At 61.6% G+C, this 22017-nt stretch carries 21 protein-coding genes; 11 read left to right on the top strand and 10 right to left on the bottom strand.

Annotated features, from left to right (window positions below):
• The first annotated feature begins 140 nt into the window (after positions 1-140).
• The gene (locus AC09SL_RS09265) at positions 141-335 is read left to right on the top strand and encodes a hypothetical protein (protein WP_058542578.1); all 195 of its coding nucleotides are present in this window, start codon (positions 141-143) and stop codon (positions 333-335) included.
• Positions 336-456: 121 nt separating this feature from the next.
• On the opposite strand, the gene AC09SL_RS09270 is transcribed toward AC09SL_RS09265, so the two are convergent.
• From AC09SL_RS09270 to cysM, 5 genes are all read right to left on the bottom strand, one after another.
• A complete protein-coding gene (locus AC09SL_RS09270; RefSeq protein WP_058542577.1) occupies positions 457-996 on the bottom strand; it encodes a DUF2058 domain-containing protein in 540 nt (179 codons plus the stop codon).
• A gap of 26 nt (positions 997-1022) precedes the next feature.
• Positions 1023-1856: a nucleoside triphosphate pyrophosphohydrolase gene (mazG, locus tag AC09SL_RS09275; protein ID WP_058542576.1), complete on the bottom strand. Its 834-nt coding sequence runs from the start codon at positions 1854-1856 to the stop codon at positions 1023-1025.
• 115 nt (positions 1857-1971) lie between these two features.
• Positions 1972-4218, bottom strand: coding sequence for a GTP diphosphokinase (gene relA, locus AC09SL_RS09280; protein WP_058542575.1), 2247 nt, complete (start codon positions 4216-4218; stop codon positions 1972-1974).
• 100 nt (positions 4219-4318) lie between these two features.
• The gene (gene rlmD, locus AC09SL_RS09285; protein WP_058542574.1) at positions 4319-5689 is read right to left on the bottom strand and encodes a 23S rRNA (uracil(1939)-C(5))-methyltransferase RlmD; all 1371 of its coding nucleotides are present in this window, start codon (positions 5687-5689) and stop codon (positions 4319-4321) included.
• Positions 5689-6591 (bottom strand): cysteine synthase CysM, encoded by a 903-nt coding sequence (gene cysM, locus AC09SL_RS09290; RefSeq protein ID WP_058542573.1) that lies wholly within the window; start codon positions 6589-6591, stop codon positions 5689-5691. Before cysM ends, rlmD begins: the two co-directional genes overlap by 1 nt.
• A gap of 664 nt (positions 6592-7255) precedes the next feature.
• Here cysM and AC09SL_RS09295 point away from each other — a divergent pair.
• The 4 genes from AC09SL_RS09295 to AC09SL_RS09310 all read left to right on the top strand — a co-directional run bounded on the left by AC09SL_RS09295 (position 7256) and on the right by AC09SL_RS09310 (position 12132).
• Positions 7256-10006, top strand: coding sequence for a response regulator (locus AC09SL_RS09295; RefSeq protein ID WP_058542572.1), 2751 nt, complete (start codon positions 7256-7258; stop codon positions 10004-10006).
• 191 nt (positions 10007-10197) lie between these two features.
• Positions 10198-11187, top strand: a complete 990-nt coding sequence (locus AC09SL_RS09300; RefSeq protein WP_058542571.1) for a 2-hydroxyacid dehydrogenase — start codon at positions 10198-10200, stop codon at positions 11185-11187.
• A 106-nt stretch (positions 11188-11293) separates the two neighbouring features.
• A complete protein-coding gene (locus AC09SL_RS09305; protein WP_058542570.1) occupies positions 11294-11728 on the top strand; it encodes a hypothetical protein in 435 nt (144 codons plus the stop codon).
• Positions 11728-12132, top strand: a complete 405-nt coding sequence (locus AC09SL_RS09310) for an META domain-containing protein (protein ID WP_058542569.1) — start codon at positions 11728-11730, stop codon at positions 12130-12132. Before AC09SL_RS09305 ends, AC09SL_RS09310 begins: the two co-directional genes overlap by 1 nt.
• Positions 12133-12280: 148 nt before the next feature.
• Here the strand turns inward: AC09SL_RS09310 and AC09SL_RS09315 are convergent, their stop codons facing one another.
• Positions 12281-12745, bottom strand: a complete 465-nt coding sequence (locus tag AC09SL_RS09315) for a TlpA family protein disulfide reductase (RefSeq protein ID WP_058542568.1) — start codon at positions 12743-12745, stop codon at positions 12281-12283.
• Between the two features lie 114 nt (positions 12746-12859).
• On the opposite strand from AC09SL_RS09315, the gene arsC reads away from it, so the two are divergent.
• From arsC to AC09SL_RS09330, 3 genes are read left to right on the top strand one after another with little or no spacing between them, the layout of a single operon-like run.
• The gene (arsC, locus tag AC09SL_RS09320) at positions 12860-13213 is read left to right on the top strand and encodes an arsenate reductase (glutaredoxin) (protein ID WP_058542567.1); all 354 of its coding nucleotides are present in this window, start codon (positions 12860-12862) and stop codon (positions 13211-13213) included.
• On the top strand, positions 13210-13815 hold the full coding sequence (gene wrbA / locus AC09SL_RS09325; RefSeq protein WP_058542566.1) for an NAD(P)H:quinone oxidoreductase: 606 nt from the start codon (positions 13210-13212) through the stop codon (positions 13813-13815). Before arsC ends, wrbA begins: the two co-directional genes overlap by 4 nt.
• On the top strand, positions 13808-14233 hold the full coding sequence (locus tag AC09SL_RS09330) for a DUF2069 domain-containing protein (protein WP_058542565.1): 426 nt from the start codon (positions 13808-13810) through the stop codon (positions 14231-14233). The genes wrbA and AC09SL_RS09330 overlap by 8 nt, the downstream gene beginning before the upstream one ends.
• 95 nt (positions 14234-14328) lie before the next feature.
• On the opposite strand, the gene AC09SL_RS09335 is transcribed toward AC09SL_RS09330, so the two are convergent.
• Together AC09SL_RS09335 and ttcA are read right to left on the bottom strand one after the other, a co-directional pair.
• Positions 14329-15003, bottom strand: coding sequence for a DNA-3-methyladenine glycosylase I (locus AC09SL_RS09335; RefSeq protein ID WP_058542564.1), 675 nt, complete (start codon positions 15001-15003; stop codon positions 14329-14331).
• 84 nt (positions 15004-15087) lie between these two features.
• Positions 15088-15912 carry a tRNA 2-thiocytidine(32) synthetase TtcA gene (gene ttcA, locus AC09SL_RS09340; protein ID WP_058542563.1) on the bottom strand — a complete coding sequence of 275 codons (825 nt, stop codon included), beginning with the start codon at positions 15910-15912 and terminating at the stop codon, positions 15088-15090.
• Between the two features lie 402 nt (positions 15913-16314).
• Here ttcA and AC09SL_RS09345 point away from each other — a divergent pair, with 402 nt between their 5' ends.
• Together AC09SL_RS09345 and AC09SL_RS09350 are read left to right on the top strand one after the other, a co-directional pair.
• Positions 16315-16917, top strand: coding sequence for a Yip1 family protein (locus tag AC09SL_RS09345; RefSeq protein WP_058542562.1), 603 nt, complete (start codon positions 16315-16317; stop codon positions 16915-16917).
• A 174-nt stretch (positions 16918-17091) separates the two neighbouring features.
• A complete protein-coding gene (locus tag AC09SL_RS09350; protein ID WP_003204703.1) occupies positions 17092-17586 on the top strand; it encodes a SprT family zinc-dependent metalloprotease in 495 nt (164 codons plus the stop codon).
• A 114-nt stretch (positions 17587-17700) separates the two neighbouring features.
• Here the strand turns inward: AC09SL_RS09350 and AC09SL_RS09355 are convergent, their stop codons facing one another.
• Both AC09SL_RS09355 and AC09SL_RS09360 read right to left on the bottom strand, forming a co-directional pair.
• Positions 17701-18882 carry a CaiB/BaiF CoA transferase family protein gene (locus AC09SL_RS09355; protein WP_058542561.1) on the bottom strand — a complete coding sequence of 394 codons (1182 nt, stop codon included), beginning with the start codon at positions 18880-18882 and terminating at the stop codon, positions 17701-17703.
• A gap of 327 nt (positions 18883-19209) precedes the next feature.
• The gene (locus AC09SL_RS09360; RefSeq protein WP_058542560.1) at positions 19210-20538 is read right to left on the bottom strand and encodes a dicarboxylate/amino acid:cation symporter; all 1329 of its coding nucleotides are present in this window, start codon (positions 20536-20538) and stop codon (positions 19210-19212) included.
• A 334-nt stretch (positions 20539-20872) separates the two neighbouring features.
• Between AC09SL_RS09360 and AC09SL_RS09365 the strand changes: the two genes are divergently transcribed.
• Entirely contained in the window at positions 20873-21871 is a 999-nt protein-coding gene (locus AC09SL_RS09365) for an AraC family transcriptional regulator (RefSeq protein ID WP_058542559.1), read from the top strand.
• Positions 21872-22017 lie beyond the last annotated feature (146 nt).

Genomic DNA, 22017 nt, shown 5'->3' on the forward strand with positions numbered 1-22017 from the left:
CACTGCCTGGCCTGCAGGAAGCGTGCGACTTTCATGAAAACTTCTTAACGCGCCGAAGCGTTTACTTAGCACGCTACCAAAATCTATAACAAAGTCCTGCACACGCCTTGCTGCAGATAACAGAGATTGGAGCTTGCAAGATGACTGTGAAAGTAACTGAACGCGACGACGCCCACATGTCCCACGAAGGTATTGCCGCCGGTATCCGGATCTGGGATGTGCATCAACAGGATTTGCTGGTGGGGATGTTCCACTCCGAAACGGACGCCCACAGCTACAAGGCCGAGCTGGAGCGTGAGGAACGGCAGCGCTCGCGTGAGACCGCAGAGTCCTGAACAACAGAAACCCCATGGACCTATGCCCCTGTGGGAGCAAAGCTTGCTCCCACAGACTCCCACAGTTTCCCTGGAGACCTCTGCAGATGCTCCAGGTTTTGTGTTTAGCTTGCTGTCCGGCTTACCACATCAAATCATCAGGAATCTGATACGCCGCGTACGGATCATCAGCATCCACTTCTTCGGTCTGGGTGTTGAGCTGGACTATGCGTTGGGGGTCGCGTTCCTGGATCTTCAGGGCCGCCTCGCGCGGGATCACTTCGTAGCCGCCGGCATGGTGGACGATCGCCAGCGAGCCGCTGCTCAGCTTGTTGCGCATCAGGGTATTGACCGAGATGCGCTTGACCTTCTTGTCGTCGACGAAGTTGTAATAGTCCTCAGTGGTCAGCTTCGGAAGGCGCGAGACTTCGATCAATTGCTTGATCTGCGCGGCCCGGGCCTTCTGTTCGGCCTTTTCCTGCTGCTGACGGTTGAGTTCCTGGTCGCGCTTGACCTTTTCGGCCATGGCCTCCTGGGCGGCACGCTGCTGGGAGTCATCCAGTTCGATCTGGCCTTTATGGGCCAGGCGTTGCTGCTTCTGTTTCTCTTTGCCGACCTGCTTGGCCTGCTTTTGGTTGACCAGCCCTGCTTTGAGCAACTGGTCGCGAAGGGAAAGGCTCATGGTGCTTACTCACTTAGGCAACGGCCTCAGCCACAGCTGGGCAAATTCTTTTCCTGACGTTTGGCTTCGCCCCACAAGGCGTCCAACTCTTCGAGGGTGCAATCTTCCATGGGACGATGGGTGTCGCGCAATGCCTGTTCGATAAATCGGAACCGCCGCTCGAATTTTCCGTTGGCGTCGCGCAGTGCGGTTTCCGGGTCGACCTTGAGGTGACGAGCCAGGTTCACCACGCTGAACAGCAGATCGCCGATCTCGTCGCTGATGGCCTCCGGATCGTTGTCGGCCATGGCTTCGAGCACTTCGTCCAATTCCTCACGGACTTTGTCGAGCACCGGCAGCGGGCCAGGCCAGTCGAAACCGACCTGGCCGGCACGCTTTTGCAACTTCGCCGAACGGGACAACGCAGGCAGTGCCCCCGGTACATCGTCGAGCAACGACAATTGCTCGGGCGCCGACGCTTTCTCAGCTCGTTCCTCAGCTTTTATTTCCTCCCAGCGCTGCTTGACCTGTTCTTCGCTCAGGCGCGGGATATCCACGGGCGCGTACAGATCACCGGTAGGGAACACATGGGGATGGCGACGGATCAGCTTGCGGGTGATGCTGTCGACCACGCCGGCAAATTCGAAGCGATTTTCTTCCCGGGCCAACTGGCTGTAGTACACCACCTGAAACAACAAGTCGCCCAACTCGCCCTGCAAGTGATCGAAGTCGCCGCGCTCGATGGCATCGGCCACTTCGTAGGCTTCTTCCAGGGTATGGGGGACGATGGTCCGGTAGGTTTGCTTGATGTCCCACGGGCAGCCGTACTGCGGGTCCCGCAGGCGGTTCATCAGATGGAGCAGGTCTTCAAGGCTGTACATCAATCCATCCCATCACAAATAACCCTGTGGGAAATAATCCAATAGGAGCAGCCGGTGGTGAGAGCCTGTGGGAGCAAAGCTTGCTCCCACAGGCTCTCACATTTTCGGACTGCGCTTAACCCGGCGTCCGGTTGCGCCGTGTCTCGATGATGTTCGGCAACTGGGAAATCCGCCCCAGCAACCGCCCCAGCGCATCCAGCCCCGGAATTTCGATGGTCAGGGACATCAGTGCAGTGTTGTCTTCCTTGTTCGAGCGGGTGTTGACCGCCAGCACGTTGATCCGCTCGTTCAGCAACACCTGGGACACGTCACGCAGCAGACCGGATCGGTCGTAAGCGCGGATGACGATGTCCACCGGGTAGGTGAGCACCGGCACCGGCCCCCAGCTGACCTGGATGATCCGCTCCGGCTCGCGACCGGCCAGTTGCAGCACCGAGGCACAATCCTGGCGGTGAATGCTCACGCCACGGCCCTGGGTGATGTAGCCGACGATCGCATCCCCTGGCAATGGCTGGCAGCAGCCCGCCATTTGGGTCATCAGGTTGCCCACGCCCTGGATCTGGATATCGCCGCGCTTGCCCGGCTTGTAGCCGGTGGCCTTGCGCGGGATCAGCTCCAGTTGCTCGTTGCCCCGCTCCGGCTCCACCAGTTGCTGGGCGAGGTTGACCAACTGCGCCAGGCGCAGATCGCCGGCACCGAGGGCGGCGAACATGTCCTCGGCGGTTTTCATGTTGGCTTTTTCGGCCAGCTTGTCGAAATCCACCTGCGGCAGGCCCAGGCGACCGAGTTCGCGCTCGAGCAGGGTCTTGCCGGCGGCGACGTTCTGGTCGCGGGCCTGCAACTTGAACCAGTGGACGATTTTCGCCCGCGCCCGCGAAGTGGTGATGTAGCCCAGGTTCGGGTTCAGCCAGTCACGGCTCGGCGTGCCGTGCTTGCTGGTGATGATCTCAACCTGTTCACCGGTCTGCAGGCTGTAGTTGAGCGGCACGATCCGCCCGTTGATCTTGGCGCCACGGCAGTTGTGACCGATCTCGGTGTGGACCCGGTAGGCGAAGTCCAGCGGCGTCGCGCCCTTGGGCAGGTCGATGGCGTGGCCGTCGGGGGTGAAGATGTAGACCCGGTCCGGCTCGATATCGACCCGCAGCTGTTCGGCCAGGCCGCCGATGTCACCCAGTTCCTCATGCCACTCGAGCACCTGACGCAGCCAGGAGATTTTCTCTTCGTAGTGGTTGGACCCGGACTTGACGTCAGTGCCCTTGTATTTCCAGTGGGCACACACACCCAGCTCGGCTTCCTCGTGCATGGCATGGGTGCGGATCTGCACTTCCAGTACCTTGCCCTCGGGGCCGATCACTGCGGTGTGCAGCGAGCGATAGCCGTTTTCCTTGGGGTTGGCGATGTAGTCGTCGAACTCCTTCGGAATGTGCCGCCACAAGGTATGGACGATCCCCAGCGCGGTGTAGCAGTCGCGCATTTCCGGAACCAGCACGCGAACGGCGCGAACGTCGTAGATCTGGCTGAATTCCAGACCCTTGCGCTGCATTTTTCGCCAGATCGAGTAGATGTGCTTGGCTCGGCCACTGATGTCGGCTACCACGCCGGTGGCCTGCAATTCTTCCCGCAGTTGGGTCATCACATCGGTGATGAAACGTTCGCGATCCAGGCGCCGTTCATGCAACAACTTGGCGATCTGCTTGTATTGATCGGGCTCCAGGTAGCGGAAGGACAAGTCCTCCAGCTCCCACTTGATGTGACCGATGCCAAGACGATGGGCCAGGGGTGCGTAGATGTCGAACACCTCCCGGGCGACGCGATTGCGTTTTTCGTCATCGGCAGACTTCACGGCGCGGATCGCGCAGGTGCGTTCGGCCAGCTTGATCAGCGCGACGCGCACGTCGTCGACCATCGCCACCAACATCTTGCGCAGGTTTTCCACCTGGCCCTGGGTGCCCAGCACCATGGACTGGCGCGGGCTGAGGCTGGCGCTGATGGCCGCCATGCGCAGCACGCCGTCGATCAACTTGGCCACCACCGTGCCGAAACGCTGGCTGACCACCGGTAGCTGGATCTGCCCTTCGCGCACGCCGCGGTACAGCACCGCCGCCACCAGCGAATCCTGGTCGAGCTTGAGGTCAGCGAGAATTTCGGCGATCTCCAGGCCCGTCTGGAAACTCGAGGTGCCTTCGGACCACAGGTTCTTCGCTGCGTTGTGTTGCTGTTCCGCCTCGCGAGCGAACTCGCAGGCGGCTTTCAAGGCTTCGCGATCCAGTGCCGGATCGATACTGACCGCGTGATCGAGCCAAGCCTCGAGATTGATACTGCCGTCGGTGTTGATCGGCTGGTGTGCTCTCACCTGTACCATCTTTACTTACCTTCCCTACGACGCAGATTCAATGCGTCAACTTCGCTGACCTTCATGCCCGTGTTTGCGCCCAGGGCTGTGGCGGGTTGGCACGAACGGGTCAGTCGGACAAGCCATCCTGGCTCGCTTCAAATAACGCCATGGCCTCGACATGCGCCGTTTGAGGAAACATATCGAGAATCCCGGCACGTTTTAACCGGTAGCCCTGCTTGATCAGTTCGACCGTATCCCGGGCCAAAGTTGCCGGGTTGCACGATACATAGACCAATCGTTTGGCACCCAGGGACGACAGCTTGCGCACCACCTCGAAAGCACCGTCACGGGGTGGGTCCAAGAGTACCGCAGAAAAGCCCTCGCCGATCCATTCGGCATCCGCCAGAGGCTGGGATAAATCGGCCTGAAAAAAGGCAGTGTTATTCAAATTGTTGCTGACGGCATTGGCCGCCGCACGATCCACCATGGTCTGCACGCCTTCGACGGCCACCACCTGGCGCACGCTTTTGGCCAGCGGCAAGGCAAAGTTGCCCAGGCCGCAGAACAGGTCCAGCACCCGCTCCTCGGCTTGCGGCGCCAGCCATTGCAAGGCTTGGGCGATCATTGCCTCGTTGACCCCGGCGTTCACCTGGATGAAATCCCCGGGCCGGTAAGCCAGCTCAAGGTCCCAGGCATCCAGGCGAAACCCCAGGGCCTGCCCAGGCTCGACCGGTTGCGGCTCGCCTTCACCATGCAACCACAACTGGGCTTCATGAAACGCGCAGAAGTCCTTGAGGATCGTCAGGTCGGCGTCGGACAACGGCGCCATGTGCCGCAGCAATACCGCAAGAGACGAACCGGCGAACAACTCCACATGTCCCAACGCCTGGGGTTTGCTCAAGCGACGCAGCATGTCCGGCAGGCGGCTCATGATCGGCTGCAAGGGCTGTACCAGCACCGGGCAATCACCGATAGCGACGATGTCCTGGCTGCCGACGGCACGAAAACCCACTTCGAGTTTTTTCGCCTTCTGGTCCCAACGCACCGCCACCCGGGCGCGACGCCGGTAACCGAACTCCGGCCCGCTCAGGGGGGCGGCCCATTCCTGCGGCGCCACTCCGGCCACCCGCGACAACTGTTCGGCGAGCATGCGCTGTTTCAGGGCGAGTTGTTCGTCATGGGGCAAATGCTGGACGCTGCAACCGCCGCAACGACCGGCATGGCTGCACGGCGCCGCACGACGAAGGTCACTGGGCAGGAACACACGCTCGGTGCGTGCCTCGACCACTTTGCCATGGGCACCGAGTACCCGAGCCTCGACTTCTTCGCCAGCCAGGGCACCGATGACAAACCAGGTGCGCCCGTCAACAAAGGCGATGCCCCGGCCATCATTGGCCAGACGCTCGATGGTCAAGCGCTGCTTTTTACCGGTGGGCACTTGCGGGGCCCTGCTTCCGCCGCTGGGCTGGAAGCGCAAGCCTCTTTCTTGCTTGGCCATCAGTTGGGCGCGTCGAAAATGCCGGTCGACAGGTAACGGTCGCCACGGTCGCAGATGATCGCGACGATCACCGCATTCTCAACTTCCTTGGACAGGCGCAGCATCCCCGCCACGGCACCGCCCGAGGACACGCCGCAGAAGATGCCTTCTTCGCGGGCCAGGCGACGGGTCACGTCCTCGGCTTCGCTCTGGGCCATATCGATGATGCGGTCCACGCGGTCGGCCTGGTAGATCTTCGGCAGATATTCCTCGGGCCAGCGACGAATGCCCGGGATGGCCGAACCTTCCATCGGTTGCAGGCCGATGATCTGCACGTTCGGGTTCTGTTCTTTGAGGTAGCGCGAGGTGCCCATGATGGTGCCGGTGGTGCCCATCGAGCTGACGAAATGGGTGATGGTGCCATCGGTCTGGCGCCAGATCTCAGGGCCGGTGGTGGTGTAGTGGGCCTCGGGATTGTCGCCGTTGGCGAACTGGTCCAGCACCTTGCCACGACCCTCGGCCTGCATGCGCTCGGCCAGGTCCCGGGCGCCTTCCATGCCCTGCTCCTGGGTCACCAGGATCAACTCGGCACCGTAGGCGGTCATCGCCGCCTTGCGCTCGGCGCTGGAGTTGTCGGGCATGATCAGGATCATCTTGTAGCCCTTGATCGCCGCCGCCATCGCCAAGGCAATACCGGTGTTGCCGGAAGTCGCCTCGATCAGCGTATCGCCGGGCTGGATCTGCCCGCGCAATTCGCCACGGGTGATCATCGACAGCGCCGGCCGATCCTTGACCGAACCCGCCGGGTTATTCCCTTCGAGCTTGAGCAAAAGCGTATTGGTGGTCACGCCAGGCAAGCGCTGCAAGCGGACCAGCGGAGTGTTGCCGACGCAATCGGCGATGGTTGGGTACTGCAAAGTCATGGCGTATTCGCAATCCGGGCTGCGGGGGCGCCTATCATACCGGCAAACCTGACGAGGCCATATCACGCAAAGTAAGGGGGTTATGGCTTATGGGAATAAGCGAGGCGTAAGCCGGGGGCACTGCTGTGTGGAAGTAATCCTTTCCCTACAGAGCCGAGAGCTCAGATCGTGCACACATACCTGCTGTAAGCACCGTCTGTCAGCATTCCTTCTGCCTGCTTGTGGGCTCGTTCCTTTTACATGGAGGGCAAGCATCCCAGGCTATCTGGCTTTTGCACCGTGTTTCTTTACAGTTGCACCGCTAAACGTACAAGCAGGATGCAAAGCAATAACGATGGTCAACGCTTGGTGGAAACAAAGAGATCCGCAGCCCAGCGCCCGGCTACGCTTTGACTGGGTGGGGGGTCGTGGAACGCTTACGTTTTTGGGACCGTTTCGCGCCACGGCGAGAGCACGCTCCCTTGCAATAGGGTCCACGTTCGATGAGCTATGGAGCGTTACCTGTCCCAAAGCAACTGCAAGACGACAGGAGCGTATCCGAACGGGGACAAGTTATAAGACCTATTTTACAAAGATCCCCCGCCCGCAAATCGCTACACTGCGCAGGTAATGCGTGCCGGATGCGCGCAATGCTCAATCAGACCGCTGGATGCAGGAGACAAGTGTGCTCAAGAAACTGGGAATCAAAGGCCGTGTGCTGTTGCTGACCCTGTTGCCGACCAGCCTGATGGCGCTGGTCCTTGGCGGCTATTTCACCTGGATGCAGCAATCGGACCTGCACGCCCAGTTGTTGCAACGTGGTGAAATGATCGCCGAACAACTTGCGCCGCTGGTCGCCCCGGCCATGAGCCGCCAGGACACCGATATACTGGAACGCATCGCCACTCAGTCCCTCGAAGAGACAGATGTGCGCGCTGTAACCTTCCTCGCTCCCGACCGCATACCGCTGGCCCACGCCGGCCCGACCATGCTCAACCGGGCGCCGGAGGGCAACAGCACGCATCTGCTGCAACGCACCGGCAACGACGCCACGCGCTACCTGCTGCCGGTGTTCGGCAAGCACCGCAACCTGGCGGGCGAACTGATTCCCGAAGAATCCGACCGCCTGTTGGGCTGGGTCGAGCTGGAGTTGTCCCACAGCGGCATGTTGCTGCGCGGCTATCGCAACATGTTCGCCAGCCTGCTGCTGATCGCCGCAGGCCTGTGCCTGACCGCGTTGCTGGCCCTGCGCATGGGCCGCACGATCAATCGCCCGCTGAGCCAGATCAAGCAGGCCGTGGCGCAACTCAAGGACGGTCACCTGGAAACCCGCCTGCCGCCGCTGGGCAGCCAGGAGCTGGACGAACTGGCCTCAGGCATCAACCGCATGGCCAGTACCTTGCAGAACGCCCAGGAAGAACTGCAGCACAGTATCGACCAGGCCACCGAAGACGTACGCCAGAACCTGGAAACCATCGAGATCCAGAACATCGAGCTCGACCTGGCCCGCAAGGAAGCCCTGGAAGCGAGCCGGATCAAATCCGAGTTCCTGGCGAACATGAGCCATGAAATCCGCACACCGCTCAACGGCATCCTCGGCTTTACCCACCTGTTGCAGAAAAGCGAACTGACCCCGCGCCAGCTCGACTATCTGGGCACTATCGAGAAATCCGCCGACAGCCTGCTGGGGATCATCAACGAGATCCTCGACTTTTCGAAGATCGAGGCCGGCAAGCTGGTGCTCGACAGCATTCCGTTCAATCTGCGGGACCTGCTGCAGGACACCCTGACCATCCTCGCCCCCGCCGCCCACGCCAAACAGTTGGAACTGGTGAGCCTGGTCTACCGGGACACGCCGTTGTCGCTGGTGGGCGATCCGCTGCGCCTCAAGCAGATCCTGACCAACCTGGTGAGCAACGCCATCAAGTTCACCCGCGAGGGCACCATCGTCGCCCGGGCCATGCTCGAAGACGAGCACGAAGATAGCGTGCAGTTGCGCATCAGCATCCAGGACACGGGTATTGGCCTGTCCAACCAGGATGTGCGAGCGCTGTTCCAGGCGTTCAGTCAGGCCGACAACTCACTGTCGCGGCAACCTGGGGGTACCGGGTTGGGCCTGGTGATTTCCAAGCGCCTGGTGGAACAGATGGGCGGTGAGATCGGCGTCGACAGCACACCGGGCGAAGGCTCGGAGTTCTGGATCAGCCTGCGCCTGCCCAAGACCCGTGACGATGCCGAGGACCTGCCCGGCCCGCCGTTGCTGGGCCGCCGCGTGGCGGTGCTGGAGAATCACGAACTGGCCCGCCAGGCCTTGCAGCACCAGCTCGAAGACTGCGGCCTGCAAGTGACGCCGTTCAACACCTTGGAAAGCCTGACCAACGGCATCACCATCGCCCACCAGACCGATCATGCGATCGACCTGGCCGTGCTGGGCATCACCAGCAACGACATGCCACCGGAGCGCCTCAACCAACACATCTGGGACCTTGAGCACCTGGGCTGCAAAGTGCTCGTGCTGTGCCCCACCACCGAACAGACCCTGTACCACCTCTCGGTGCCCAACCCTCACAGCCAGCTCCAGGCCAAGCCCGCCTGCACCCGCAAGTTGCGCCGCGCGCTTTCCGACTTGGCCAACCCGCGCCCGGCCCGCAGCGAACCCCATGAGCCGGTGTCCAGCCGTGCCCCGAAAGTGCTGTGCGTAGACGACAACCCGGCCAACTTGCTGCTGGTACAGACCCTGCTCGAAGACATGGGCGCCAAGGTGCTGGCCGTGGAAAGCGGCTATGCGGCGGTCAAGGCCGTGCAGAAGGAAACCTTCGATCTGGTCTTGATGGACGTGCAGATGCCCGGCATGGACGGTCGCCAGAGCACCGAGGCGATCCGCCAGTGGGAAAGCGAGCGGCACTGCACACCGCTGCCGATCGTCGCCCTCACTGCCCACGCCATGGCCAACGAAAAACGCGCCCTGTTGCAAAGCGGCATGGACGACTACCTGACCAAACCCATCAGCGAGCGGCAACTGGCCCAGGTGGTGCTTAAATGGACTGGCCTGGCCCTGCGCAACCAGTCACCGGAGCGCAGTGGCGACGCCCAGGGCGGCAGCGAACTGCTGGTGCTCGATCACGAAGAAGGCCTGCGCCTGGCCGCCGGCAAGGCCGACTTGGCGGCGGACATGCTGGCGATGCTACTGGCGTCCCTGGAAGCTGACCGTGAAGCGATCCGCCAGGCCTGCGAGGCCAACGACCAGAACGCCCTGATAGAGCGCGTCCACCGCCTGCACGGCGCCACCCGCTACTGCGGCGTACCGCAATTGCGGGCGGCCTGCCAGCGCAGCGAAACCCTGCTCAAGCAACAGGATCCCAAGGCCGCCGCCGCCCTGGAAGAATTGGAGCGGGCCATCAACCGCCTGGCCAGCGAGGCACGTATCAGCGCCTGATCCAGGGCAATATCCTGGGAACCGGATTCGCTGAAAATCCACGTTCCGACCCAGGACCGTAGGAGCTGCCGAGCGAAGCGAGGCTGCGATCTTTACGCTGACGATTGAGTCGCAAGCGAAAGATCAAAAGATCGCAGCCTCGCTTCGCTCGACAGCTCCTACGAACTTGTTTTTTGTGCCAGGAGGCCGCCATGCGCGTGATTTTTTTCAGCAGCCAGACCTACGACCGCGACAGCTTCAGCAACGCCCCGGCGCCCGCCGGCCTTCAACTGCAGTTCCAACCCGCTCGCTTGAACCTGGACACCGTGGCCCTGGCCGAACGCCATGACGTGGTGTGCGCCTTCATCAACGATGACCTCAGCGCCCCGGTGCTCGAGCGGCTGGCCCAAGGCGGCACGCGGCTGATCGCCCTGCGCTCGGCCGGCTACAACCATGTCGACCTGCTTGCCGCCAAGCGCCTGGGCTTGAGCATCGTCCGGGTGCCGGCCTACTCGCCCCATGCCGTGGCCGAACATGCCGTGGCGTTGATCATGGCCCTCAATCGCTGCCTGCACCGCGCCTACAACCGCACCCGGGACGGCAATTTCAGCCTTCATGGGCTGACCGGGTTCGATCTGGTGGGCAAAACGGTCGGGGTGATCGGCACCGGGCAGATCGGCGCGACGTTCGCACGGATCATGGCCGGCTTCGGCTGTCAGTTGCTGGCCTACGACCCCTACCCCAACCCGCAGGTCGAAGCCTTGGGCGCCCGCTACCTGCCCTTGGCCGATCTGCTCGCGCAGGCGCAGATCATCAGCCTGCATTGCCCGCTCAATGAACAAAGCCGACACCTGATCAACGCCCAATCGCTGGCTTCGATGCAACGCGGTGCCATGTTGATCAATACCGGGCGCGGCGGCCTGGTGGACACACCGGCCTTGATAGAGGCGTTGAAAAGCGGCCAGTTGGGCTACCTGGGCCTGGATGTGTACGAAGAAGAGGCCCAGTTGTTTTTCAAGGATCGCTCCGACCTGCCCTTGCAGGACGACGTGCTGGCCCGGCTGTTGACGTTCCCCAACGTGATTGTCACCGCCCACCAGGCGTTCCTGACCCATGAAGCCTTGGCGGCGATTGCCATGACCACCTTGGACAACATCGCCGCCTGGGCGGCCGGAACGCCGCAAAACCTGGTAGACAGCTGATCCCCCCAGCCCGCTCCCACAGGGATGGAGTTTCGTCGGTCAGATCCCTTATGGATCATCCCAAGCCATGCCCCGTGCTAGCATGTCGCGCCTATTTGGAGGACCCATGGCCGAACACGATTTCCGCTACACCCTGATGAACCCGCAGCACACCTTGACCGAAGTCCGCGCGCTGGCGCCGGGCCGCTACCAGGTCACCGGCAATGGCGGTTCGATCCAGGCCAACGATGTGTTGCTCGTCACGCTCAAGGGCAGCAAGGACTTGTCCATGCGCCTGACCGTGGACACCGTGCGGCACCTGCTCAAGCCCATGGGCCAATGGACGGCCATGACCACCGGCCCGGTGTTCGGTGAACTGGCGATTCATACCTGGCAGGTCAATTGTGACGCTTGCGCCAAGGAACTGAGCTTCGAATTCGCCGTCGATGCCAAGCTTGGCGTCAAGGCCGAGAAACCGGCCGCCACCGCGCGAATCGCCGAACTGGGCTGGACCACCGTGGGTGAAAAACACCTGTGCCCGAAATGCCAGGAAGCCGCCTGATGAAACGCTTGGCCCTTTGCGCGTCGATCGGCATGAGCCTGTTGGGGTGTGCCGCGGAACCTGTGCAGCTGCAACATGACCGCAGCTACATCCTGGAGTGGATCGGTGAGCGGCCATTGATGGACTACAGCCACCTGACCATCACCCTTGGGGATGACGGTCGCGCCTATGGCAATGGCGGCTGCAACCACTGGTTCGCGCCCTACACCCTGGAAGGCCACCGCTTGAGCTTTGGCAAGATCGGCAGCACGCGCAAACTCTGTGCCCCGGCGGTGATGGAGCAAGAGAGACGCTTCTTGCAAGCCTTGGAAAAGGTCGAACGCTGGGACATCTCGCCCGTCGAACAAATACGCTTCTGGCCAGCCCAGGGCAAGCCGCTGCGTTGGTGGCTGGAGGAAGGCTGAGAGGCCTCTGTGGCCAGAGATAGCTCCCGCTGGACTGCCCTGTAGGATCTGCCGAAGGCTGCGATCTTTTGATCTTGATCTTTCGCTCAAGATTCAATTGTCTGGGACAAGATCGCAGCCTCGTTGCACTCGACAGCGCCTACAGCGCCTACAGCGCCTGCAACGCCTTGAGCTTGGCCATCACCCCCGCTGCCGTCTGCTCCCCCAGCAGTTGCTCACGCACCTTGCCCTGGTTATCGATGATGTACGTCACTGGCAGCCCTTCGCTGCGAGGAAGGTCGAATATCTCGGCCGGATCCCGGGCCAGCACCGTGAAGCCAATCCCCATCTTGTCGCTGGCACTCTTGAGCTCTTCGCCCTGCACCTGGTCGAAGTTGACCCCGAACACACCGATGTTGCGGCCCTTGAGCTGTTCGGCCAAGGCGTTGAATTCGGGGATTTCGGTACGGCACGGTGCGCACCATTCGGCCCAGTAGTTGAGCACCACCCATTGCTTGTCCAGACGCTGCGAGGCAATGGCCTGGCCGTTCTGGTCCACCCCGTAGTCGTTTCCGCAGCCGGTGAGCAACAAAATGCCGATGAATGTCAGTGCCGCCGTCAATCGCCTTGCCATGTGCCGATCCTTGTCTGAATGTGAACGCTGCTGCGACCCGTCGCCTCTCTCTGGTGCTAGGGACTTCGCGGCACAGTAGAATAGCCGCCACCTTACGCAAGATGCGACCCGCTCATGACCGATCTGACGCTTTATCACAATCCGCGCTGCTCGAAATCCCGCGGTGCGCTGGAACTGTTGGAGGCCCGTGGCCTGACGCCCACCGTGGTCCGCTACCTGGAAACCCCGCTCGACGCCGCGCAACTGGAACGCCTGCTGGGCAAGCTCGGCATCAGTGCCCGGCAATTGCTGCGCACCGGCGAGGACGAGTACAAAGCGCTGAACCTGGCCGACGAAAGCCTGAGCCAGGCCCAACTGATCGCGGCCATCGCCGCCCACCCGAAACTCATGGAACGGCCGATTCTCGAAGCCGGGGAAAAGGCCGTGATCGGCCGTCCGCCGGAGAAAATCCTGGAGATCCTGCCGTGACCACACCGTACATCCTGGTGTTGTATTACAGCCGTAGCGGCTCCACCAACGAAATGGCCCGGCAGATCGCCCGCGGTGTCGAGCAAGCCGGGCTGGAAGCCAGGTTGCGTACGGTGCCGGCGATTTCTGCCGAGTGCGAAGCGGTTTCGCCGGACATCCCTGAGCAAGGCCCGCTCTACGCCAGCCTCGATGACCTGAAGAACTGTGCCGGCCTGGCCCTGGGCAGCCCGACCCGTTTCGGCAACATGGCCGCGCCGCTCAAGTATTTTCTCGATGGCACCAGCAACCTGTGGTTGACCGGCGCGCTGGTGGGCAAACCGGCCGGGGTGTTCACCTCCACCGCGAGCCTGCACGGCGGCCAGGAAAGCACCCTACTGTCGATGATGCTGCCGCTGTTGCACCACGGCATGTTGATCACTGGCCTGCCCTACAGCGAATCGGCCCTGATCGATACCCAGGGTGGTGGCACGCCCTACGGCCCGAGCCATCACGCTGGGGCCGATGGCAAAAGCGGCTTGAACGAACATGAAGTCGCCCTGTGCCGTGCCTTGGGTTCGCGCCTGGCAAAAACTGCCCTGTTGCTGGAGAACGGCCGTGGCTAAGAAGCCGAAGATCCTGCCTTCGATCCAATGGCTGGAACCGCGCGTACGCATCGCCCGCGCCCTCAGCCTGCTGTGCTTTTTCGGCCTGATGGGGTTGCTCAGCGCGTACTACCTGCTGATCGCCGACCTGCACGGCGCGCGCCCCTGGGTCATTCTGTTGATCGAACTGGTGCCGCTGCTGATACTCGCACCCGGCATGCTCACCGGCAGCGCCCGCGGACACTCGTGGATGTGCTTCGTGGTGAACCTGTATTTCATCAAGGGCGCACTGGCGGCCTACGACCCGAACCGGCAACTGTTCGGCATGCTGGAAATGGCGGCGAGCGTGGCGGTGTTTTGCTCGGCGTTGCTGTATGTACGTTGGCGGTTTCAGTTGAACCGGCGGTTGGCGGGGGAAGGCGAGGTCTCCGTCGCCTGATAGGCCGCCATCGCGCGCAAGCTCGCACACACTGGGTCTTTGGCGTTCACAAAACCCTGTGGGGCGAGCTTGCTCGCGATAGGCGCGACGCGGTCTCAATGATTGACGGTATACGCCAGCATCATCGAAATCTGCGACATCGGCCGCCCACCACTCTCTTCATGCCACTGGTTGAAGGCATTCTGCACGGTCGCCAGGTCTCGCAGGCTGGTGGGGACTTTGTCGATGATGTCCTGGGCATTGAGCGCCGCCACTACGTCATAACTGGGCACGAAGGTGTCCTTGCCCATCATCCGCAAGAAGCGCGGCGCCGACAGGCCGCCCAGTTGATGGCCGTGCTTTTTCAGGTAGATCCACAGGCCGACGATGTCAGTCACCGGCCAATCGGCGACCAGCGCGCCGAAGCTGCCCTTTTCATGGGCCACATCCAGTATCAACTGCGCGTTGCGCGGCACGCTCTTGAGCTTGCCCAGGTGGCGGATGATCCGCGCGTCCTGCATCAGCCGCTCCAGATGCTCGGCGCTCATCAGCACGACTTTCTCCGGATCGAACTTGAAGAACACCTCTTCGAAGGCCGGCCATTTGGCGTCCACCAGACTGTGCTTGAGCCCGGCGCGGAACACCCGCAGCGCCATGGTCGAGAGGTAGCGGTCGTCGCTGATCTTGCGCAGTTGCGCCGGGGTCTTGGGCACCGGCAGGTGGGCTTCCAGTTCAGCCGCCGAACCGAAGCGGTTCAGACAGTACTCGTGCAGCCACTTGTAATCGCGCATGCCCTCTCCTGGGGTCGGAAATGAAAACGGCGCCCTAAGTGGCCTGCATGGCCACTGGCGCCGTGAATAGAAGCCCTGCCCTCGTCAGAGGTTCACCACATTGACGAACCGCGGCGTGGCGTTTTCATCGATGCGCAGGCTGGTGAAGTCGAACAGGTTGCGGTCCGCCAACTGCGACGGAACGACATTCTGCAAACCGCGGAAAATGCTCTCGGTACGGCCCGGCGTCTTGCGCTCCCATTCCTGGAGCATCTCCTTGACCACCTGGCGTTGCAGGTTTTCCTGGGAGCCGCACAGGTTGCAGGGAATGATCGGGAATTGCTTGAAATCCGAATAGGCCTGGATGTCTTTCTCGCTGCAATAGGCCAGCGGGCGGATCACCACGTTGCGCCCGTCATCGGCGCGCAGCTTGGGCGGCATGGCCTTGAGCGAGCCGTTGTAGAACATGTTCAGGAAGAAGGTCTCGACGATGTCGTCGCGGTGGTGCCCCAGGGCCATCTTGGTTGCGCCGATCTCGTCGGCGAAGGTGTAGAGCGTTCCGCGCCGCAGGCGTGAGCACAGCGAACAGGTGGTCTTGCCTTCGGGAATCAGTTCCTTGACCACCGAATAGGTGTCTTTCTCGACGATGTGATATTCCACGCCCAGCGACTCAAGGTAGGCCGGCAGCACATGCTCGGGGAACCCGGGCTGCTTCTGGTCCATGTTCACCGCGACGATGTCGAACTTGATCGGCGCAACCTTCTGCAGATGCATCAGCACATCGAGCAAGGTGTAGCTGTCCTTGCCGCCGGACAGGCAGACCATGACCTTGTCGCCGTCCTCGATCATGTTGAAATCGGCGACCGCCTCACCGGCCTGGCGGCGCAGGCGCTTCTGCAGTTTGTTCTGGTTGACCGTAAGAGTGCCCATGACGCGAGATCCGTGAGGTGTGACGAAAGGCCGGCATTTTACGCAAAAATCCGCCGCCGGCGAAGGCTGATGACCGACACTTTTGTGGCGAGACCATTGTGGGAGCAAAGCTTGCTCGCGAAAACAGACAGCTGGGTTTCTGAAAGACCGCATCGCGCGCATCGCGGGCAAGCCCTGCTCCCACAAGGTGAATTTCCATGCCAGGGCTGTGTACAGACCCATCGGCGATTAGCACCACGACCTACAGCGCGATTTGCTCTAAGCCCCCCATCCCCCTTGCGGTGACTCCTTTCTATACTGCGACATAAGGTCGCACACACTTACAGACCTTTACTTACCCGGCCATTTGGCCCGTAGGCGCTCCGTTGGGGGGCGATGGCAATAACAAAGGAGTGACTGACTATGATCCATCATGTCGTGGGGCTCTTTACCCACCCTGATCAAGAATGGAAAGAAATCCGTGGCGATCAGGAGGAAAGCATCAGCCACATGTACCTCACCCACACGCTGATCCTGGCGGCCATTCCCGCGGTATCGGCGTTCATCGGCACCACGCAGGTGGGATGGGTCATCGGCAATCGTGCACCGGTCATGCTTACCCAGGAAAGTGCGCTATGGATGACTGTCATGTCGTACCTGGCCATGTTGGGCGGTGTGGCAGTGATGGGCGCCTTCATCCACTGGATGGCCCGCACCTATGACGCCAATCCGAGCCTGGCCCGTTGCGTCGCGTTCGCCACCTACACCGCCACACCTTTGTTCATCGGCGGCCTGGCCGCGCTCTACCCGCACATGTGGCTGGGGATGATCGTCGGCACGGCGGCAATCTGCTACACGGTCTACCTGCTGTATGTGGGCTTGCCGACGTTCATGAACATACCCCAGGACGAAGGTTTTCTGTTTTCCAGTTCGGTGCTCGCCGTCGGCCTGGTGGTGCTGGTGGCCATCATGGCGTTCACGGTCATCGTCTGGGGGCTGGGCGTCGGCCCGGTCTATACCAATTGAAGGATTGAAACGGTCCCGATAGCACCCTCCAATAAAAAAGCAGGATCTGCCGACACAGGCCGCCGCAAGGCGGCCTTCCTGTGTTTGAGCCGCTCGAAACGACCACTGGGCGCCTGGACGATTCGCAACGGCCGACGCTTGCGGCATACTCGGGCTTCTGGAGACCCATAAAGCATGCTCGAGCAACTCAATACCCGCGTCGAAGAGTGTTACCAACAAGCCGAATCCTTTTTCAAACGTCCTTTCAAACGCCCAGTGGTCAGCTTCAAATTGCGTGGCCAGAAGGCCGGCGTTGCGCACCTGCATGAAAATCTGCTGCGCTTCAATCCGCAGTTGTACCGGGAAAACGCCGAAGACTTCCTCAAGCAAACCGTCGCCCATGAAGTCGCGCACCTGATTGCCCATCAACTGTTTGGCGAACGCATCCAGCCCCATGGCGAAGAGTGGCAGTTGATCATGCGCGGGGTGTACGAACTGCCGCCCAACCGCTGCCACACCTACGAAATCAAACGCCGTAGCGTGACCCGCTACATCTATAAATGCCCCTGCGACGGCAGCGACTTCCCGTTCTCGGCCCAGCGCCACAGCCTGGTGCGCCAGGGGCGGCGGTATTTGTGCCGTAGCTGCCGCAATACCTTGGTGTTCAGTGGGGAGACCCGGGTCGAGTAGTCAGGCTTTGTGGTGTCTGGCGGTCCTCATCGCGAGCAAGCTCGCCCACAGGGGGGGTGTGAGCGGCGAAGATCCAATGTGGGGAGCTTGCTCGCGATGAGGCCCTAAAGGGCACTACATAATCACCTTGGCACTGCGCAATTGAGCGATCCGCTGCGCACTGAACCCCAACTCCCCCAACACCTGGTCCGTATGCGCCCCCAGCCCTGCGCCAATATGCCGAGGCTTGGGCAACCCTTCGCAAAACTTCAACGGACAGGCCATCTGCGCCTGGCTCGAACCATCACCCCGGGGCACCTGTGTCACCAGCCCCCGAGCCTGTAACTGCGGATGCCGCACCGCCTCCTCCAGGCTCAGCACCGGCTCGACGCAGGCATCGATCCCTGCAAACAAGCTGCACAGCTCGGCAAAATCATGTTTTTCAAACTCGGCTTGCAACGCCTGCTTAAGGGCGTGTTGGTGTTCAGGCTTGGGCGACAACCCCTGGGCCGCCAGTTCCGGTCGCCCCAAGGCCTCGCACAGTACCTGCATGAACGCCGGTTCCAGGCTGCCCACCGACATCCAGCGGCCATCGCGGGTGCGGTAATAGTCATAAAAGCTGCCGCCGTTGAGCAGTTGGTCCTCCCAACCCGGCTCGACACCGCAGGCCAGGTAACCGGCACCGGCCATGGCGTTGAGGCTGAACACACAGTCCGTCATGCTCACGTCCAGGTGCTGGCCCTGCCCGGTCTGCTGACGGGCGATGACCGCCGCCAGCAGCCCGATCACCCCGTGCAACGAACCACCGGCAATGTCCGCCGCCTGGATGCCCAACGGCAACGGACCGCTGTCGGCACGGCCGGTGTGGCTGGCCAGACCCGCCAGGGCCAGGTAATTGATGTCGTGACCAGCGCGGTCCTTGTAGGGCCCGGTCTGGCCGTAGCCGGTGATCGACACGTAGATCAGCCGCGGATTGATCGCCTTCAAGGCCTCGTACCCCAGGCCCAGTCGCTCCATCACGCCGGGGCGGAACTGTTCCAGCAGGATGTCGTAGTCCCCCAGCAATTGCGTCACCACCGCCAACGCCTCCGGCTGTTTGAGGTCCAGGGCCAGGCTGCGCTTGTTGCGGTTGAGGTAGGCGTGGCTGGCCGATACCCCTTGGTCATGGGGCGGCAGTATCCGCAACAGGTCCTGGCGGGTCGGCGACTCGATGCGTAACACCTCGGCCCCCATGTCCGCCAGCAACAGTGAGGCGAACGGGCCGGGCAGCAGGGTCGAAAAGTCCAGAACCTTGAGCGATGCCAGTGGGCCTTGCATGGGCGATCTCCGAGGGGTGATGGCTAGAGACTAGGCAGAGGCTGGTGGTGGGGCAATCACCGCAGGTGTCGTTCGGGCTGACAAATCCGCTCAGCGAGGGAGCTTGCTCCCGCTGGGCTCTGTAGGCGCTGGCGAAGGCTCGGGCCGCGTTCGGACGATCTTTTGATCTTTCGCTTGAGTCTCAAATGTCTGTGGAAAGATCGCAGCCTCGTTGCACTCGACAGCTCCAGCCCAGCGGGAGCAATCTCCTCGCCACAGAAGTACCTCCCCCGGAAAACACGGCGCAAAAAAACCCGCCGAAGCGGGTTTTTCATTGCAGCCTGAAGATTACTTCGCTGGCGCGGCTTCAGCCGTTGCAACCAGATCATCTTCTTCACGGACGTCGGAGATACCACGACCACCGGAAGCCAGCTCGGTGTGCAACTGGTCTTCGTCCAGCTCCTTGACCCACTTGGCAACCACGATCGTGGCGACGGCGTTGCCCACCAGGTTGGTCAGGGCGCGGGCTTCGGACATGAAGCGGTCGATGCCCAGGATCAATGCCAGGCCGGCCACCGGCAAGGTACCCACAGCCGACAGGGTGGCGGCCAGTACGATGAAGCCGCTACCGGTCACGCCAGCAGCACCTTTGGACGACAGCAGCAGCACCAGCAGCAGGGTGATCTGGTGAGTGAGGTCCATCGGGGTGTCGGTGGCCTGGGCGATGAACACCGCGGCCATGGTCAGGTAGATCGAAGTACCGTCGAGGTTGAACGAGTAGCCAGTCGGGATGACCAGGCCTACGACCGACTTCTTGGCACCCAGGCGCTCCATCTTGATCAACATGCGTGGCAGGGCCGATTCCGATGAGGAAGTGCCCAGCACGATCAGCAGCTCTTCACGGATGTAGCGGATCAGCTTGACGACGCTGAAGCCGTGGGCGCGGCAGATGGCGCCCAGCACTACCAGCACGAACACCACGCAGGTGATGTAGAAGCAGATCATCAGCTGGCCCAGTTGTACCAGCGAACCGACACCGTAGGCGCCGATGGTGAAGGCCATGGCACCGAAGGCACCGAGGGGGGCCAGCTTCATGATCATGTTGATGATGATGAACATCACATGGGCGAAGCGATCGATGAAGTCCAGCACCGGCTTGCCGTAGGCACCCAGGCGATGCAGGGCAAAACCGAAGATCACCGAGAACATCAGCACCTGCAGGATGTCGCCGTTGGCGAACGCACCCACGATAGTGTTGGGGATCACGTTGAGGATGAAGGCGATGATGCTCTGGTCTTTACCGGCATTGATGAAACCGGCGATCTTGCTGGTGTCCAGGCTCGACACATCGATGTGCATGCCGGCGCCCGGTTGCACGACGTTGACCACGACCAGGCCAATCAGCAGGGCGATGGTGGAAACGATTTCGAAGTACAGCAGCGCGTAGCCACCGGTCTTGCCCACCGACTTCATGTTCTGCATGCCGGCGATGCCGCTCACGACAGTACAGAAAATGATGGGGGCGATGACCATTTTGATCAGTTTGATGAACCCGTCGCCGAATGGCTTGAGGGCAACACCGGTCTGCGGGTAGAAGTGGCCGAGCAAAATACCGATGGCAATGGCTACGATCACCTGGAAATACAGGGATTTGTACAGTGGCTGACGAGTCGTCATGGGCAAACCTTCCTCAAGAGTCCCGCATGACGACTTCCACCTGTCGTCCACGGCACCTCAATTGCGAACCCTCCTGCACTGGAGGGATTTGTTTTTTGTCGGCTGCACGCGGCAGACCTGGGTGCTCTATCGCAAGGCCCGTGCCATTTTTCAGAAACTCCCTACAAGCGTTATTGCAGAAGGGCCCTGGAATTATTCGCGGGTTAAACACGGGCGTGGAATGTGGCGGATTTCCGCCCACAGGGCGTTTCTCACTCCGGGATTTGGCGGATATCCGCCTTGTCGAGCCGCAGTGCCCTGCTACCATCGCCCGCTCAACGGACGGACTTCAGCCATGCGCCAACGCACGATCGCCAGCCACTTCGCCCGCGCAGCCCTGGGCGGCGCGCGTCGGCAAGGCTTCGACTATTTTCCTGTGTTGCAACAGCTGGGCATCAGCCCAGAGCTGTTGGATGAGCCGCGCGCGCGGATTGCGCCCGAGCAGTTCGCGCGCCTGTTGCAGGCGCTGTGGCTGGCATTGGGGGACGAATACCTGGGATTCGGCAGGGCTGCGAGTAAACCCGGGACGTTTGCCATGATGTGTCACGCGTTGATCCACTGTCGGACCTTGGGCAAGGCCCTGCAGCGCGGCTTGCTGTTCTATAGCCTGTTCCCCGACGCGCCGAGCCTGACGCTGGAAGCCGAAGGCGAGCGAGTGCGGTTGGTGCTGGACGATTCGACGCTGTGGGACCCGGATCATTTCCTGACTGAAAGCTTGCTGGTCGTCTGGCATCGCCTTGCCAGTTGGCTGATCGGCCAGCGGATCGGCCTGGAACAGGCGACCTTCGGCTACACCAAGCCCGCCCACGGTGCCGAATACGACCTACTGTTTCCCTGTCCGCTGGTGTTCGACGCACACAACAGCAGCCTGTTGTTCCACAGCCGCTACCTGGACATGCCGCTGCTGCAGGACGAACGCACCCTCAAGCATTTCCTCGAACGCTCCCCCGCCGACCTGCTGTCGCGCCCGGACGATGGCCACAGCCTGAGCAGCCAGCTGCGCCGCTTGCTCAGCCGCGACACCGCGCGCTGGCCCGACCTGGACACCGTCGCCGGCCATTTGCACATCAGCCCGCAAACCTTGCGCCGGCATTTGCGTGAGGAAGGCACCAGCTTCCAGGAACTCAAGGATCAGCTGCGGCGGGATATCGCCATCTATCATCTGGGGCGTGCGGATTTGTCGTTGCAGCAGATCGCCGAGCAGCTGGGGTTCTCCGAACCGTCGGCGTTTCACCGGGCGTTCAAGAAGTGGACGGGGCTGACGCCGGGGGCTTATCGGGAGTTGGAGAATTGAGTGATGACATCCAGTTTCTGCGGGGATAAACCCCCTGTGGCGAGGGGGTTTATCCCCGTTGGGCTGCGTTGTAGGAGCTGGCGAAGCCTGCGATCTTTTGATTTTGATCTTTCGCTTTGGATTCAAGTGGTTGGGGAAAGATCGCA

Source organism: Pseudomonas sp. PF05 (assembly GCF_056521845.1).